This is a genomic window from Tenacibaculum retecalamus (assembly GCF_027941755.1).
In the GTDB taxonomy this organism is placed as follows: Bacteria; Bacteroidota; Bacteroidia; order Flavobacteriales; family Flavobacteriaceae; genus Polaribacter; species Polaribacter haliotis_B.
The window spans coordinates 1104295-1120056 of record NZ_CP115916.1 but is presented as its reverse complement, the minus strand read 5'-3'; the positions used below and the strand labels follow the sequence as shown (position 1 = coordinate 1120056).

At 39.6% G+C, this 15762-nt stretch carries 3 protein-coding genes, 4 tRNA genes and 6 rRNA genes; 2 read left to right on the top strand and 11 right to left on the bottom strand.

Going from position 1 to position 15762, the window contains the following annotated elements; translation table 11 throughout:
* Position 1: 1 nt before the first annotated feature.
* Positions 2 to 1132: a S41 family peptidase gene (locus tag PG912_RS05450; RefSeq protein WP_275689014.1), complete on the bottom strand. Its 1131-nt coding sequence runs from the start codon at positions 1130 to 1132 to the stop codon at positions 2 to 4.
* Positions 1133 to 1515: 383 nt separating this feature from the next.
* On the opposite strand from PG912_RS05450, the gene PG912_RS05445 reads away from it, so the two are divergent.
* Positions 1516 to 2571 carry a sensor histidine kinase gene (locus PG912_RS05445; RefSeq protein WP_275688776.1) on the top strand — a complete coding sequence of 352 codons (1056 nt, stop codon included), beginning with the start codon at positions 1516 to 1518 and terminating at the stop codon, positions 2569 to 2571.
* Between the two features lie 112 nt (positions 2572 to 2683).
* Positions 2684 to 3274 carry a LytR/AlgR family response regulator transcription factor gene (locus tag PG912_RS05440; RefSeq protein ID WP_333780688.1) on the top strand — a complete coding sequence of 197 codons (591 nt, stop codon included), beginning with the start codon at positions 2684 to 2686 and terminating at the stop codon, positions 3272 to 3274.
* Between the two features lie 606 nt (positions 3275 to 3880).
* Here PG912_RS05440 and rrf (PG912_RS05435) read toward each other — a convergent pair.
* From rrf (PG912_RS05435) to PG912_RS05390, 10 genes are all read right to left on the bottom strand, one after another.
* A 5S ribosomal RNA gene (gene rrf, locus PG912_RS05435) occupies positions 3881 to 3989 on the bottom strand.
* 102 nt (positions 3990 to 4091) lie between these two features.
* Positions 4092 to 6976 (bottom strand): 23S ribosomal RNA (locus PG912_RS05430).
* 228 nt (positions 6977 to 7204) lie between these two features.
* Positions 7205 to 7281, bottom strand: a tRNA-Ala gene (locus PG912_RS05425).
* Between the two features lie 85 nt (positions 7282 to 7366).
* A tRNA-Ile gene (locus PG912_RS05420) sits at positions 7367 to 7440 on the bottom strand.
* An 82-nt stretch (positions 7441 to 7522) separates the two neighbouring features.
* Positions 7523 to 9038 (bottom strand): 16S ribosomal RNA (locus PG912_RS05415).
* 1152 nt (positions 9039 to 10190) lie between these two features.
* A 5S ribosomal RNA gene (rrf, locus tag PG912_RS05410) occupies positions 10191 to 10299 on the bottom strand.
* Positions 10300 to 10401: 102 nt separating this feature from the next.
* Positions 10402 to 13286, bottom strand: a 23S ribosomal RNA gene (locus PG912_RS05405).
* A gap of 228 nt (positions 13287 to 13514) precedes the next feature.
* Positions 13515 to 13591: transfer RNA gene (locus tag PG912_RS05400), tRNA-Ala, on the bottom strand.
* Between the two features lie 85 nt (positions 13592 to 13676).
* A tRNA-Ile gene (locus tag PG912_RS05395) sits at positions 13677 to 13750 on the bottom strand.
* An 82-nt stretch (positions 13751 to 13832) separates the two neighbouring features.
* Positions 13833 to 15350: ribosomal RNA gene (locus PG912_RS05390) — 16S ribosomal RNA — on the bottom strand.
* Together the 16S, 23S and 5S rRNA genes with 4 tRNA genes alongside form the textbook arrangement of a ribosomal RNA operon.
* Positions 15351 to 15762: the final 412 nt, after the last annotated feature.

Here is a 15762-nt window from a genome sequence, read left to right as displayed (position 1 = left end):
ACTATTTAATACTTTCTAGTTTTTGAATCATCTTTTTTGCTGATACTGATGATGCATCTAATTCAAATGCTTTCTTATATGCTAATAAAGCATTTTCTTTATCCTTTTTATAAAAATACGCTTCCCCTAAACTATCCCAAGAGTTGGCGTCCTTCGGGAATAATTTTGTGTTTTTTTGAAATACTTTAATGGCTAAATCAACATTTTTTTCTTGTAAGTAAGTATATCCTACTTTATTTAAAATATTGTTTTTATTGCGTTTTATAGTTTTATCTAATGCATCAATATATGCAATTATAAAAGCATCTTTCTTTGTTGATTTAATAGTTGGTTTTACGCCTTTTCCCTCCCAATTAGTTTTTGTAACAGGGTGTGTTGCTTCAATATACGGAATAGAGATTGTAAAATTGTTATTCAAATTCACTCTTTTAGTTCTGTTTGCACCTCCACGAGTTGTTTCCCCAACAACTATTGCTTTATTTAAATGTTTTAATGTATATGTAAATGCCTCTGCTGCAGAAAACGTTTTTTTACTTGTTAAAATGTATAATGGCGTATTTGTTCTCCTTTTACCATCAATACTTTCCAAAGTAAATAACTGTGTTTTATTATTTGTCTTACGTTCATAAAAATTACTTAGTAACACTGGTTTTTTACCCGTAAAATAACTCGATAATAATTGCATCATGTTTGGAACACCTCCACCATTATTTCTTAAATCAATTATAATTGCATTAGTGTTTTTTAAAAAATTCATAGCTGCAGTTGCCGTCTCTTTTGCGTACTTCATATCTGCAAACATGCGTAAATTTAAATAACCAATATTACCATTTAGTACTTTTGTTTCTGTAAAACCAAAATTGATTTCTGCCATTTTCATAGCCATCATTTTATCTCTTTTAAGTTTAATGTTGGCGGGCATTATACGTTTACTTTGTGCTATTCTTTTTGGCTCAAAATTTACTTTTAAATGCAAATCTTTACTTACTTTTTGTAAGTCTTTGGTTATTACTGTAGAAAATTCTTTTTGATTAGAAATAGACTTGTATTTTTTTGAATTAGATATGATCATTGCCGACATTTCTTTTGCAAGATCTAAATTGATATAAGACGCTAGTAATTTCTCTGAAATTACTTTTAAAACTATTTTTTTTCATTTTTGTTAAATTCATTATTTTGTGATATTGTGCTTGTTATAGTCACAATTGTTAATACGGATGCTAATATGTATTTTTTCATTCTTAAATTGATTTTAAATTCCTTGCAAACATAAAACCGAATTAATCTTAGATAAATAATAATTCTCAACTGCTTATCTTTTACACACAAAAAACATCTTTATAAACTTGAACTAGTTTTGAGTCCTTTTTTAGTTGTTTGTGCTTGATTTCTGATTGTTTGTGTAAAATAGTGTCCTATTTATTACATTATCATTAGCTTTACCAAGTGAAATCATTTTTAAAAAAATACAAGGCATTTATATACGGGCTAATAATTTTCAGACTCCTAGTACTGTTGCTAACTTATTTTGATCATATTTATATTGATAATTCAGAATACCTATCAAACATATTAAGTTTTATCTTTTATTGGTTGTTGTTTTCATTGCCAATTTATTATTTTCCTTTCTTAAAAAAACACTCATCAGTTTCACTAAAATTAATTGGCGTAATCCTATTTTTTATACTTGTTATTGTTAATGATATCCATGCCCAGATAATTGACAATCCAATTACGTTTATAGGAATTATTATTACGAGCTTAGCTTTCTTTTCTATAATTGCCACAAATTTCTTAAAAAAATACGCACTTTTTACAATCTTTTTTTACCTATTAAGCATCGGTTACTTCTTATATATAAGAGTTTATATTGATGATTTAAACGTGTACTTACAGCAAGAAAAAGAGATTAAAATTATTTTAACCATTCCTTTTTTTATATTGATTTTTGGATGGTTTTTTCAACAATGGAAATGGTTAAAAACAATAGAATCAAAAAAAGCAAAAGCAGAATTAGCCTTGTTAAAAAATCAAATAAACCCACATTTCTTTTTTAATACCTTAAATAATTTATACGGTTTAACGGTAGAAAAATCAGATAATGCTCCAGATGTTGTGCTAAAATTGTCTGACATGATGCGTTACACAATCTATATGGGAAAGGAAGATTTGGTACCTTTAAAAGATGAAGTTGAATATTTACAAAATTATATTGAACTGCATAAAATAAGGTATCAAAAAAAAGTAGATATTCAGTTTCACTACATCAACATATCCGATGTTAAAATTGCGCCACTTTTGTATATTATAGCCTTAGAAAATGCCTTTAAACATGGCATTGAAAAATTAACAGAAAACGCTTATATTCACATTAATATCAGTAAAAAAAACAACATTATTCTTTTTGAAATTGAAAATAATTTTGAAAAACCAGAAGTTGCACAAAAAACAGGAATTGGATTAGATAATTTAAAACAACGATTGCAATTACTATATCCTAAAAAACATGAATTAACTATTAAAAAAAATAATTCTAAGTATAAATTATCGCTAAAATTAGAAATAGTATGACAAATTATTTAATTGTTGATGATGAGCCTATTGCACATCGAATTATTGAAAAATATTGTGAAAATTTACCTCATTTAGAAAAAAAGGGAATTGTTACAACGCTTTTGAAGCCATGCAACTTTTAAACGAAAACCAAATAGATCTTTTATTTTTAGATATTAATATGCCAAAACTTTCTGGTTTCGATCTTTTAAAAACAATTCCAAATCCGCCAAAAATAATTGTAACCACTGCTTATAAAGAATTTGCTTTAGAAGGATATGAATTAAATATTTCTGATTATTTATTAAAACCTTTTAGTTTTGAACGCTTTGTAAAAGCGGTTAATAAAACTATTTCAAAAACCAATCAACAGCAAGAAATAAATAATAATATTTCAGAAAACCAGACAGAAAACCCTGAAAGTTTTTTCTTAAAAGGTGATAAAAAACACTACCAAGTCCATTTTAACAACATTCTTTTTATTGAAGCTTATGGTCACTATTGCAAAGTTCATTTAAAGGATAAAATGATTTTAAGCAATGAAAAAATATCTTTTTTAGAGGAATTTCTTCCTGATACTTTTATCAGAACACACAAATCTTTTATAATTTCAAAAAGTAAGATTGAACAAATAGAAGGAAATCGTATTATAATCAAAGAGCATAAAATTCCTATTGGTCAAACTTATAAAAAAAACATAAATCACTTATTTAAATTATAATTCCATTTATATAAAACATTTAGACTCTTTAAAGGGGTTAAAACGTTAATATAAAAATACTAAGCTTATCTTTTAATTATATTGACTGAACAAGATAAATAATACTATAACATTTTTTTATTTTTATTTTTTTGATAAATGATACATAAAAAGGCTTTTAATAATAAATAGAATAATCCTCAAATTTTATAAACCATTAAAGTCAGAATTATTATACCATGGGAGTAAGTCTTCTAACTATAAACTTTTACCTTTTAATTCATAAAATATTTGACTTCATTAATTAGCAGGAAGTGTTTTTATCAAATTTGATATAAAAACATTGAAATTAAATATAGAGGTATAATTAATTTATTTTAGCTATTATAAAAAACTATAATCGGTTAGGGTTATTTCATTAAGATCCATTACAAATATTAATCTGACAACTATTATCTCCATAAAGCAACTACTGTTCTTTACTATTTACTTAAGTTCTTATAAGTAACATGTAAGTATTCTCTTCTTTCACCCTTTCCCTTCCATCTTTCACCCTTTCACTTTTTTATAACTTCATTTCAGTTTAGCGCAAAAAAAACCTCAATCTTTTCAGATTGAGGTTTAAAAGAAAGGCAACGACCTACTCTCCCACCATTGGCAGTACCATCGGCGCAAATGGGCTTAACTTCTCTGTTCGGGATGGAAAGAGGTGAGCCCCATTGCGATAATCACCTTAAATCGTTCAGTATATTTCAACTGTATAAGTTAACATACTAGTAAAATCATATCGTAAATTATCAAAAGAGTTGCGCTTGCTCCCTTTCGAGAGCAAGACTTCTACATAAGCCTATGGGTTATTAGTAATACTCGGCTATGACATTACTGCCTTTACACCTGTATCCTATCAACGTGGTAATCTTCCACGACCCTTTAAAGAAATCTCATCTTGTGGTGGGTTTCGCGCTTATATGCTTTCAGCGCTTATCCCTTCCCAACGTAGCTACTCAGCAGTGCTCCTGGCGGAACAACTGATACACCAGAGGTTAGTTCAACTCGATCCTCTCGTACTAAAGTCAAATCCACTCAAATTTCTAACGCCCACAGCAGATAGAGACCGAACTGTCTCACGACGTTCTGAACCCAGCTCGCGTGCCACTTTAATGGGCGAACAGCCCAACCCTTGGGACCTTCTCCAGCCCCAGGATGTGACGAGCCGACATCGAGGTGCCAAACCCCCCCGTCGATGTGAGCTCTTGGGGGAGATCAGCCTGTTATCCCCGGAGTACCTTTTATCCTTTGAGCGATGGCTCTTCCATGCGGAACCACCGGATCACTATGCTCTACTTTCGTACCTGATCGACCTGTATGTCTCTCAGTCAAGCTCCCTTATGCCATTGCACTCTACGCACGGTTACCAAACGTGCTGAGGGAACCTTTAGAAGCCTCCGTTACTCTTTTGGAGGCGACCACCCCAGTCAAACTACCCACCACGCACTGTTCTCATTGCTGAGTTAGATTCTAGATAAGCAAAGGGTGGTATTTCAAGGACAACTCCACAACGCCTAGCGACGCCGCTTCATAGTCTCCCACCTATCCTACACATTACTTATCCAAAACCAATACGAAGCTATAGTAAAGGTTCACGGGGTCTTTTCGTCCCGCTGCGGGTAATCGGCATCTTCACCGATACTACAATTTCACCGAGCTCATGGCTGAGACAGTGTCCAGATCGTTGCACCATTCGTGCAGGTCGGAACTTACCCGACAAGGAATTTCGCTACCTTAGGACCGTTATAGTTACGGCCGCCGTTTACTGGGGCTTCATTTCATTGCCTCGCCGAAGCTAACAACTCCACTTAACCTTCCAGCACCGGGCAGGTGTCAGGCCTTATACATCATCTTTCAATTTAGCAAAGCCCTGTGTTTTTGATAAACAGTCGCCTGGACCTTTTCACTGCGGCTTCATCCGAAGATGGGCGACCCTTCTCCCGAAGTTACGGGTCGATTTTGCCTAGTTCCTTAGCCATGAATCACTCGAGCACCTTAGAATTCTCATCCCAACTACCTGTGTCGGTTTACGGTACGGGTTCTCATAATCTGAAGCTTAGAGGTTTTTCTTGGAAGCCTTTAGGCACACTATCAACGCATCCGAAGATTTGTTGTACTATCACATTTCACCTAGCTCTGCGGATTTACCTACAGTGCCAATAGCTACATGTTTCAACGAACTATTCCGTCAGTTCGCGGTGCTTTCATTACTCCGTCACCCCATCGCAATTATAAGAAGTACAGGAATATTAACCTGTTATCCATCGACTACTCCCTTCGGATTCGCCTTAGGACCCGACTAACCCTCAGCTGATTAGCATCGCTGAGGAAACCTTAGTCTTTCGGTGAGGGGGTTTCTCGCCCCCTTTATCGTTACTTATGCCTACATTTTCTTTTCTATCCGCTCCAGCATCCCTTACAGAACACCTTCGGCGCAAATAGAATGCTCCCCTACCACTTACGTGTCTTTCAACGTAAATCCATAGCTTCGGTAATATGTTTATGCCCGATTATTATCCATGCAAAACCGCTCGACTAGTGAGCTGTTACGCACTCTTTAAATGAATGGCTGCTTCCAAGCCAACATCCTAGCTGTCTAAGCAGTTTCACCTCGTTAGTTCAACTTAACATATATTTGGGGACCTTAGCTGATGGTCTGGGTTCTTTCCCTCTCGGACATGGACCTTAGCACCCATGCCCTCACTGCTGAGTAACATTTTATAGCATTCGGAGTTTGTCAGGAATTGGTAGGCGGTGAAGCCCCCGCATCCAATCAGTAGCTCTACCTCTATAAAACTTTCGCTCAACGCTGCACCTAAATGCATTTCGGGGAGTACGAGCTATTTCCGAGTTTGATTGGCCTTTCACCCCTACCCACAGGTCATCCAAAAACTTTTCAACGTTTACTGGTTCGTATCCTCCACTGTATGTTACTACAGCTTCAACCTGCCCATGGGTAGATCACTCGGTTTCGCGTCTACTACTACTAACTATGGTCGCCCTATTCAGACTCGCTTTCGCTTCGGCTCCGGACCTTAAATCCTTAACCTTGCTAGTAACAGTAACTCGTAGGCTCATTATGCAAAAGGCACGCCGTCACACAGTTAATGTGCTCCGACCGCTTGTAGGCGTACGGTTTCAGGTTCTATTTCACTCCCTTACTTAGGGTTCTTTTCACCTTTCCCTCACGGTACTAGTTCACTATCGGTCTTTCAGGAGTATTTAGCCTTACCGGATGGTCCCGGTGGATTCATACAGGATTACTCGTGTCCCGCACTACTCAGGGTACTGCTATATCTTCTTCGCTTACCTATACGAGACTATCACTCTCTTCGGTTTGTCTTTCCAGACAATTCTAGTTCACTTAGATTCTAATGTCGCAGCCCTACAACCCCACATTTGCCGTAACAAATATGGTTTGGGCTAATCCGCGTTCGCTCGCCACTACTAACGGAATCACTATTGTTTTCTCTTCCTCCGGTTACTTAGATGTTTCAGTTCACCGGGTTTGCCCCTCTTACGAGGTGATATGTCTTCAACATACCGGGTTGCCCCATTCGGAAATTAACGGATCATAAAATATGTGCTTCTCCCCGTTACTTATCGCAGCTTATCGCGTCCTTCATCGCCTCTGAAAGCCTAGGCATCCGCCATACGCCCTTATTTAGCTTATTGTACTTTTTGCTCTAAATATTACTATTTAGAACGAGCTCTTTATAATTATTTATTTTTATAAAAATATTGTTGTTAATCCGAAGATTAACTTCTCTATCTTGATTTCTTTACGATATCATTTTACCAATATGTCAATGAACATTGCGAATCGCAATTGATATGTATTTTATCAAATTGATTCTTATAGCACTCTGAAACAATTTTAATAAATTGCCTCCAGGTGCTACCTGGTGGAGAATATCGGAGTCGAACCGATGACCTCTTGCGTGCAAGGCAAGCGCTCTAGCCAACTGAGCTAATCCCCCATTATAAAACTCTAGATTACTATCCAGATTTGAATGTCGAATCCTCTTGTTTCCAGAATTTCCTTTCTAATAACTTGCCTTTTTGTAGTCTCAGGCAGACTCGAACTGCCGACCTCTACATTATCAGTGTAGCGCTCTAACCAGCTGAGCTATGAGACTATAATAGCTTGTTATTAGTGTTTTTTTAAAATTAACAGCAAAGAGTAAAATTTCCCTTTTGTAACTCACCATCTTTCTCTAGAAAGGAGGTGTTCCAGCCGCACCTTCCGGTACGGCTACCTTGTTACGACTTAGCCCTAGTTACCAGTTTTACCCTAGGTCGCTCCTTGCGGTAACGAACTTCAGGCACCCCCAGCTTCCATGGCTTGACGGGCGGTGTGTACAAGGCTCGGGAACGTATTCACCGGATCATGGCTGATATCCGATTACTAGCGATTCCAGCTTCACGGAGTCGAGTTGCAGACTCCGATCCGAACTGTGATATGGTTTATAGATTCGCTCCTATTCGCATAGTGGCTGCTCATTGTCCATACCATTGTAGCACGTGTGTAGCCCAGGACGTAAGGCCGTGATGATTTGACGTCATCCCCACCTTCCTCACGGTTTGCACCGGCAGTCTCGCTAGAGTCCTCAGCATGACCTGTTAGCAACTAACAATAGGGGTTGCGCTCGTTATAGGACTTAACCTGACACCTCACGGCACGAGCTGACGACAACCATGCAGCACCTTGTAAAGTGTCCGAAGAAAAAGCTATCTCTAGCCCTGTCACTCTACATTTAAGCCCTGGTAAGGTTCCTCGCGTATCATCGAATTAAACCACATGCTCCACCGCTTGTGCGGCCCCCGTCAATTCCTTTGAGTTTCAGTCTTGCGACCGTACTCCCCAGGTGGGATACTTATCACTTTCGCTTAGTCACTGAGAATAAACCCAACAACTAGTATCCATCGTTTACGGCGTGGACTACCAGGGTATCTAATCCTGTTCGCTCCCCACGCTTTCGTCCATGAGCGTCAGTATATACGTAGTAGACTGCCTTCGCAATCGGTATTCTAAGTAATATCTATGCATTTCACCGCTACACTACTTATTCTATCTACTTCCGTATAACTCAAGTCAACCAGTATCAAAGGCAGTTCCGTCGTTGAGCGACGGGATTTCACCTCTGACTTAATTGACCGCCTGCGGACCCTTTAAACCCAATGATTCCGGATAACGCTTGGATCCTCCGTATTACCGCGGCTGCTGGCACGGAGTTAGCCGGTCCTTATTCTTACAGTACCGTCAAGTTCCCTCACGAGGGAATGTTTCTTCCTGTATAAAAGCAGTTTACAACCCATAGGGCAGTCATCCTGCACGCGGCATGGCTGGTTCAGAGTTGCCTCCATTGACCAATATTCCTCACTGCTGCCTCCCGTAGGAGTCTGGTCCGTGTCTCAGTACCAGTGTGGGGGATAATCCTCTCAGACCCCCTACCTATCGTTGCCATGGTAAGCCGTTACCTTACCATCTAGCTAATAGGACGCATAGTCATCTTGTACCTATAAATATTTAATATAAAAGAGATGCCTCTTCTATACATTATGGAGTGTTAATCTTCATTTCTAAAGGCTATCCTCCTGTACAAGGCAGATTCTATACGCGTTACGCACCCGTTCGCCGGTCGTCATCTGTGCAAGCACAACGTTACCCCTCGACTTGCATGTGTTAAGCCTGCCGCTAGCGTTCATCCTGAGCCAGGATCAAACTCTTCATTGTATATTTTAAATAATATTAATGAATAAGTTTCAAAAGAATTTGTTCTAACGAATTAGAACGTGGTTATTCTACTCTTTGTTTACGCTGTCAATTTCAATATTTTCAATGAACTTGGCAAGTCGCCAATGACAAGTATTATCTCATCTCTTTAACTCAACCCTCTTGTAGAAATGCTAGATTCGAACTAACTGATTCTTATTACAAAATCATTCCAAAATTTCTCTGATCGCTTCACTCTCTTAAAGCGGTTGCAAATCTATAAACTTTTCTAAAACTGACAAAAATTTTTTGAAGTTTTTTTTAGTTTAATTTTTGCTGGATTTTAATGAACTCCCGTATTTAAAACGGACTGCAAAGATACTCTCTTTCTTTCGATTTAAACAAGTAAAAATTAACTTATTTTTTACCTTTTTTTGATGATATCTTAACCCTTATCTTAATGAACTTTACTAAATTCTAAACACTCGTTTTTCCCTTAGCGGGTGCAAATATAGATTCCTTTTTTAACATAACAACTACCTTTTTTGCCTTTTTTTAAAGTATTTTATCACTCCTTATTTATCAAGACTTTAACTGAATATTTAACGCTTGTTTTTTATGAAAAATACTTCAATAGGTTCATTTAATTCTTTTGAATGGTTCTCCTGGATGAGATACAGCTATTTTTTTCTATCAACATCAACTCTTATTATACCATATTCACTTATAAGAACTATAAATAAATCCAATAAAATCATGCTTTTTTAATCAAGACAAGCTTAATAAAGAGGGTAGTGTTCTTACATTGTGTTGGAAAAGGTTTATTTTAATATAAATAAAACTATTAGAAACAGTTATTATCGCCATCATTTTATTTATTTCTCCCTTGTTTATACCCATAAAACTTTGCTTAAATATTATTAAAGAGTGTTGCTTTTTATTTATTTGTTCTTTTGGGTATATAGAAAGTTCCTTTTTATCTTTAACTAGCCTATCTTCTAATATAACTTTAATAAAAACACATTCTAGAACTAGATTCAATTACTTCACTCTTGATCTATTATCCTTTTTTCCTTTTCCTAACACCCTTTCCCCTCCATCTTTCAGTTTTTTACAACTTCATTTGAGTTTAGCGCAAAAAAAACCTCAATCTTTTCAGATTGAGGTTTAAAAGAAAGGCAACGACCTACTCTCCCACCATTGGCAGTACCATCGGCGCAAATGGGCTTAACTTCTCTGTTCGGGATGGAAAGAGGTGAGCCCCATTGCGATAATCACCTTAAATCGTTCAGTATATTTCAACTGTATAAGTTAACATACTAGTAAAATCATATCGTAAATTATCAAAAGAGTTGCGCTTGCTCCCTTTCGAGAGCAAGACTTCTACATAAGCCTATGGGTTATTAGTAATACTCGGCTATGACATTACTGCCTTTACACCTGTATCCTATCAACGTGGTAATCTTCCACGACCCTTTAAAGAAATCTCATCTTGTGGTGGGTTTCGCGCTTATATGCTTTCAGCGCTTATCCCTTCCCAACGTAGCTACTCAGCAGTGCTCCTGGCGGAACAACTGATACACCAGAGGTTAGTTCAACTCAGTCCTCTCGTACTAAAGTCAAATCCACTCAAATTTCTAACGCCCACAGCAGATAGAGACCGAACTGTCTCACGACGTTCTGAACCCAGCTCGCGTGCCACTTTAATGGGCGAACAGCCCAACCCTTGGGACCTTCTCCAGCCCCAGGATGTGACGAGCCGACATCGAGGTGCCAAACCCCCCCGTCGATGTGAGCTCTTGGGGGAGATCAGCCTGTTATCCCCGGAGTACCTTTTATCCTTTGAGCGATGGCTCTTCCATGCGGAACCACCGGATCACTATGCTCTACTTTCGTACCTGATCGACCTGTATGTCTCTCAGTCAAGCTCCCTTATGCCATTGCACTCTACGCACGGTTACCAAACGTGCTGAGGGAACCTTTAGAAGCCTCCGTTACTCTTTTGGAGGCGACCACCCCAGTCAAACTACCCACCACGCACTGTTCTCATTGCTGAGTTAGATTCTAGATAAGCAAAGGGTGGTATTTCAAGGACAACTCCACAACGCCTAGCGACGCCGCTTCATAGTCTCCCACCTATCCTACACATTACTTATCCAAAACCAATACGAAGCTATAGTAAAGGTTCACGGGGTCTTTTCGTCCCGCTGCGGGTAATCGGCATCTTCACCGATACTACAATTTCACCGAGCTCATGGCTGAGACAGTGTCCAGATCGTTGCACCATTCGTGCAGGTCGGAACTTACCCGACAAGGAATTTCGCTACCTTAGGACCGTTATAGTTACGGCCGCCGTTTACTGGGGCTTCATTTCATTGCCTCGCCGAAGCTAACAACTCCACTTAACCTTCCAGCACCGGGCAGGTGTCAGGCCTTATACATCATCTTTCAATTTAGCAAAGCCCTGTGTTTTTGATAAACAGTCGCCTGGACCTTTTCACTGCGGCTATCATCCGAAGATGGGCGACCCTTCTCCCGAAGTTACGGGTCGATTTTGCCTAGTTCCTTAGCCATGAATCACTCGAGCACCTTAGAATTCTCATCCCAACTACCTGTGTCGGTTTACGGTACGGGTTCTCATAATCTGAAGCTTAGAGGTTTTTCTTGGAAGCCTTTAGGCACACTATCAACGCATCCGAAGATTTGTTGTACTATCACATTTCACCTAGCTCTGCGGATTTACCTACAGTGCCAATAGCTACATGTTTCAACGAACTATTCCGTCAGTTCGCGGTGCTTTCATTACTCCGTCACCCCATCGCAATTATAAGAAGTACAGGAATATTAACCTGTTATCCATCGACTACTCCCTTCGGATTCGCCTTAGGACCCGACTAACCCTCAGCTGATTAGCATCGCTGAGGAAACCTTAGTCTTTCGGTGAGGGGGTTTCTCGCCCCCTTTATCGTTACTTATGCCTACATTTTCTTTTCTATCCGCTCCAGCATCCCTTACAGAACACCTTCGGCGCAAATAGAATGCTCCCCTACCACTTACGTGTCTTTCAACGTAAATCCATAGCTTCGGTAATATGTTTATGCCCGATTATTATCCATGCAAAACCGCTCGACTAGTGAGCTGTTACGCACTCTTTAAATGAATGGCTGCTTCCAAGCCAACATCCTAGCTGTCTAAGCAGTTTCACCTCGTTAGTTCAACTTAACATATATTTGGGGACCTTAGCTGATGGTCTGGGTTCTTTCCCTCTCGGACATGGACCTTAGCACCCATGCCCTCACTGCTGAGTAACATTTTATAGCATTCGGAGTTTGTCAGGAATTGGTAGGCGGTGAAGCCCCCGCATCCAATCAGTAGCTCTACCTCTATAAAACTTTCGCTCAACGCTGCACCTAAATGCATTTCGGGGAGTACGAGCTATTTCCGAGTTTGATTGGCCTTTCACCCCTACCCACAGGTCATCCAAAAACTTTTCAACGTTTACTGGTTCGATCCTCCACTGTATGTTACTACAGCTTCAACCTGCCCATGGGTAGATCACTCGGTTTCGCGTCTACTACTACTAACTATGGTCGCCCTATTCAGACTCGCTTTCGCTTCGGCTCCGGACCTTAAATCCTTAACCTTGCTAGTAACAGTAACTCGTAGGCTCATTATGCAAAAGGCACGCCGTCACACAGTTAATGTGCTCCGACCGCTTGTAGGCGTACGGTTTCAGGTTCTATTTCACTCCCTTACTTAGGGTTCTTTTCACCTTTCCCTCACGGTACTAGTTCACTATCGGTCTTTCAGGAGTATTTAGCCTTACCGGATGGTCCCGGTGGATTCATACAGGATTACTCGTGTCCCGCACTACTCAGGGTACTGCTATATCTTCTTCGCTTACCTATACGAGACTATCACTCTCTTCGGTTTGTCTTTCCAGACAATTCTAGTTCACTTAGATTCTAATGTCGCAGCCCTACAACCCCACATTTGCCGTAACAAATATGGTTTGGGCTAATCCGCGTTCGCTCGCCACTACTAACGGAATCACTATTGTTTTCTCTTCCTCCGGTTACTTAGATGTTTCAGTTCACCGGGTTTGCCCCTCTTACGAGGTGATATGTCTTCAACATACCGGGTTGCCCCATTCGGAAATTAACGGATCATAAAATATGTGCTTCTCCCCGTTACTTATCGCAGCTTATCGCGTCCTTCATCGCCTCTGAAAGCCTAGGCATCCGCCATACGCCCTTATTTAGCTTATTGTACTTTTTGCTCTAAATATTACTATTTAGAACGAGCTCTTTATAATTATTTATTTTTATAAAAATATTGTTGTTAATCCGAAGATTAACTTCTCTATCTTGATTTCTTTACGATATCATTTTACCAATATGTCAATGAACATTGCGAATCGCAATTGATATGTATTTTATCAAATTGATTCTTATAGCACTCTGAAACAATTTTAATAAATTGCCTCCAGGTGCTACCTGGTGGAGAATATCGGAGTCGAACCGATGACCTCTTGCGTGCAAGGCAAGCGCTCTAGCCAACTGAGCTAATCCCCCATTATAAAACTCTAGATTACTATCCAGATTTGAATGTCGAATCCTCTTGTTTCCAGAATTTCCTTTCTAATAACTTGCCTTTTTGTAGTCTCAGGCAGACTCGAACTGCCGACCTCTACATTATCAGTGTAGCGCTCTAACCAGCTGAGCTATGAGACTATAATAGCTTGTTATTAGTGTTTTTTTAAAATTAACAGCAAAGAGTAAAATTTCCCTTTTGTAACTCACCATCTTTCTCTAGAAAGGAGGTGTTCCAGCCGCACCTTCCGGTACGGCTACCTTGTTACGACTTAGCCCTAGTTACCAGTTTTACCCTAGGTCGCTCCTTGCGGTAACGAACTTCAGGCACCCCCAGCTTCCATGGCTTGACGGGCGGTGTGTACAAGGCTCGGGAACGTATTCACCGGATCATGGCTGATATCCGATTACTAGCGATTCCAGCTTCACGGAGTCGAGTTGCAGACTCCGATCCGAACTGTGATATGGTTTATAGATTCGCTCCTATTCGCATAGTGGCTGCTCATTGTCCATACCATTGTAGCACGTGTGTAGCCCAGGACGTAAGGGCCGTGATGATTTGACGTCATCCCCACCTTCCTCACGGTTTGCACCGGCAGTCTCGCTAGAGTCCTCAGCATGACCTGTTAGCAACTAACAATAGGGGTTGCGCTCGTTATAGGACTTAACCTGACACCTCACGGCACGAGCTGACGACAACCATGCAGCACCTTGTAAAGTGTCCGAAGAAAAAGCTATCTCTAGCCCTGTCACTCTACATTTAAGCCCTGGTAAGGTTCCTCGCGTATCATCGAATTAAACCACATGCTCCACCGCTTGTGCGGGCCCCCGTCAATTCCTTTGAGTTTCAGTCTTGCGACCGTACTCCCCAGGTGGGATACTTATCACTTTCGCTTAGTCACTGAGAATAAACCCAACAACTAGTATCCATCGTTTACGGCGTGGACTACCAGGGTATCTAATCCTGTTCGCTCCCCACGCTTTCGTCCATGAGCGTCAGTATATACGTAGTAGACTGCCTTCGCAATCGGTATTCTAAGTAATATCTATGCATTTCACCGCTACACTACTTATTCTATCTACTTCCGTATAACTCAAGTCAACCAGTATCAAAGGCAGTTCCGTCGTTGAGCGACGGGATTTCACCTCTGACTTAATTGACCGCCTGCGAACCCTTTAAACCCAATGATTCCGGATAACGCTTGGATCCTCCGTATTACCGCGGCTGCTGGCACGGAGTTAGCCGGTCCTTATTCTTACAGTACCGTCAAGTTCCCTCACGAGGGAATGTTTCTTCCTGTATAAAAGCAGTTTACAACCCATAGGGCAGTCATCCTGCACGCGGCATGGCTGGTTCAGAGTTGCCTCCATTGACCAATATTCCTCACTGCTGCCTCCCGTAGGAGTCTGGTCCGTGTCTCAGTACCAGTGTGGGGGATAATCCTCTCAGACCCCCTACCTATCGTTGCCATGGTAAGCCGTTACCTTACCATCTAGCTAATAGGACGCATAGTCATCTTGTACCTATAAATATTTAATATAAAAGAGATGCCTCTTCTATACATTATGGAGTGTTAATCTTCATTTCTAAAGGCTATCCTCCTGTACAAGGCAGATTCTATACGCGTTACGCACCCGTTCGCCGGTCGTCATCTGTGCAAGCACAATGTTACCCCTCGACTTGCATGTGTTAAGCCTGCCGCTAGCGTTCATCCTGAGCCAGGATCAAACTCTTCATTGTATATTTTAAATAATATTAATGAATAAGTTTCAAAAGAATTTGTTCTAACGAATTAGAACGTGGTTATTCTACTCTTTGTTTACGCTGTCAATTTCAATATTTTCAATGAACTTGGCAAGTCGCCAATGACAAGTATTATCTCATCTCTTTAACTCAACCCTCTTGTAGAAATGCTAGATTCGAACTAACTGATTCTTATTACAAAATCATTCCAAAATTTCTCTGATCGCTTCACTCTCTTAAAGCGGTTGCAAATCTATAAACTTTTCTAAAACTGACAAAAATTTTTTGAAGTTTTTTTTAGTTTAATTTTTGCTGGATTTTAATGAACTCCCGTATTTAAAACGGACTGCAAAGATACTCTCTTTCTTTCGATTTAAACAAGTAAAAATTAACTTATTTTTTACCTTTT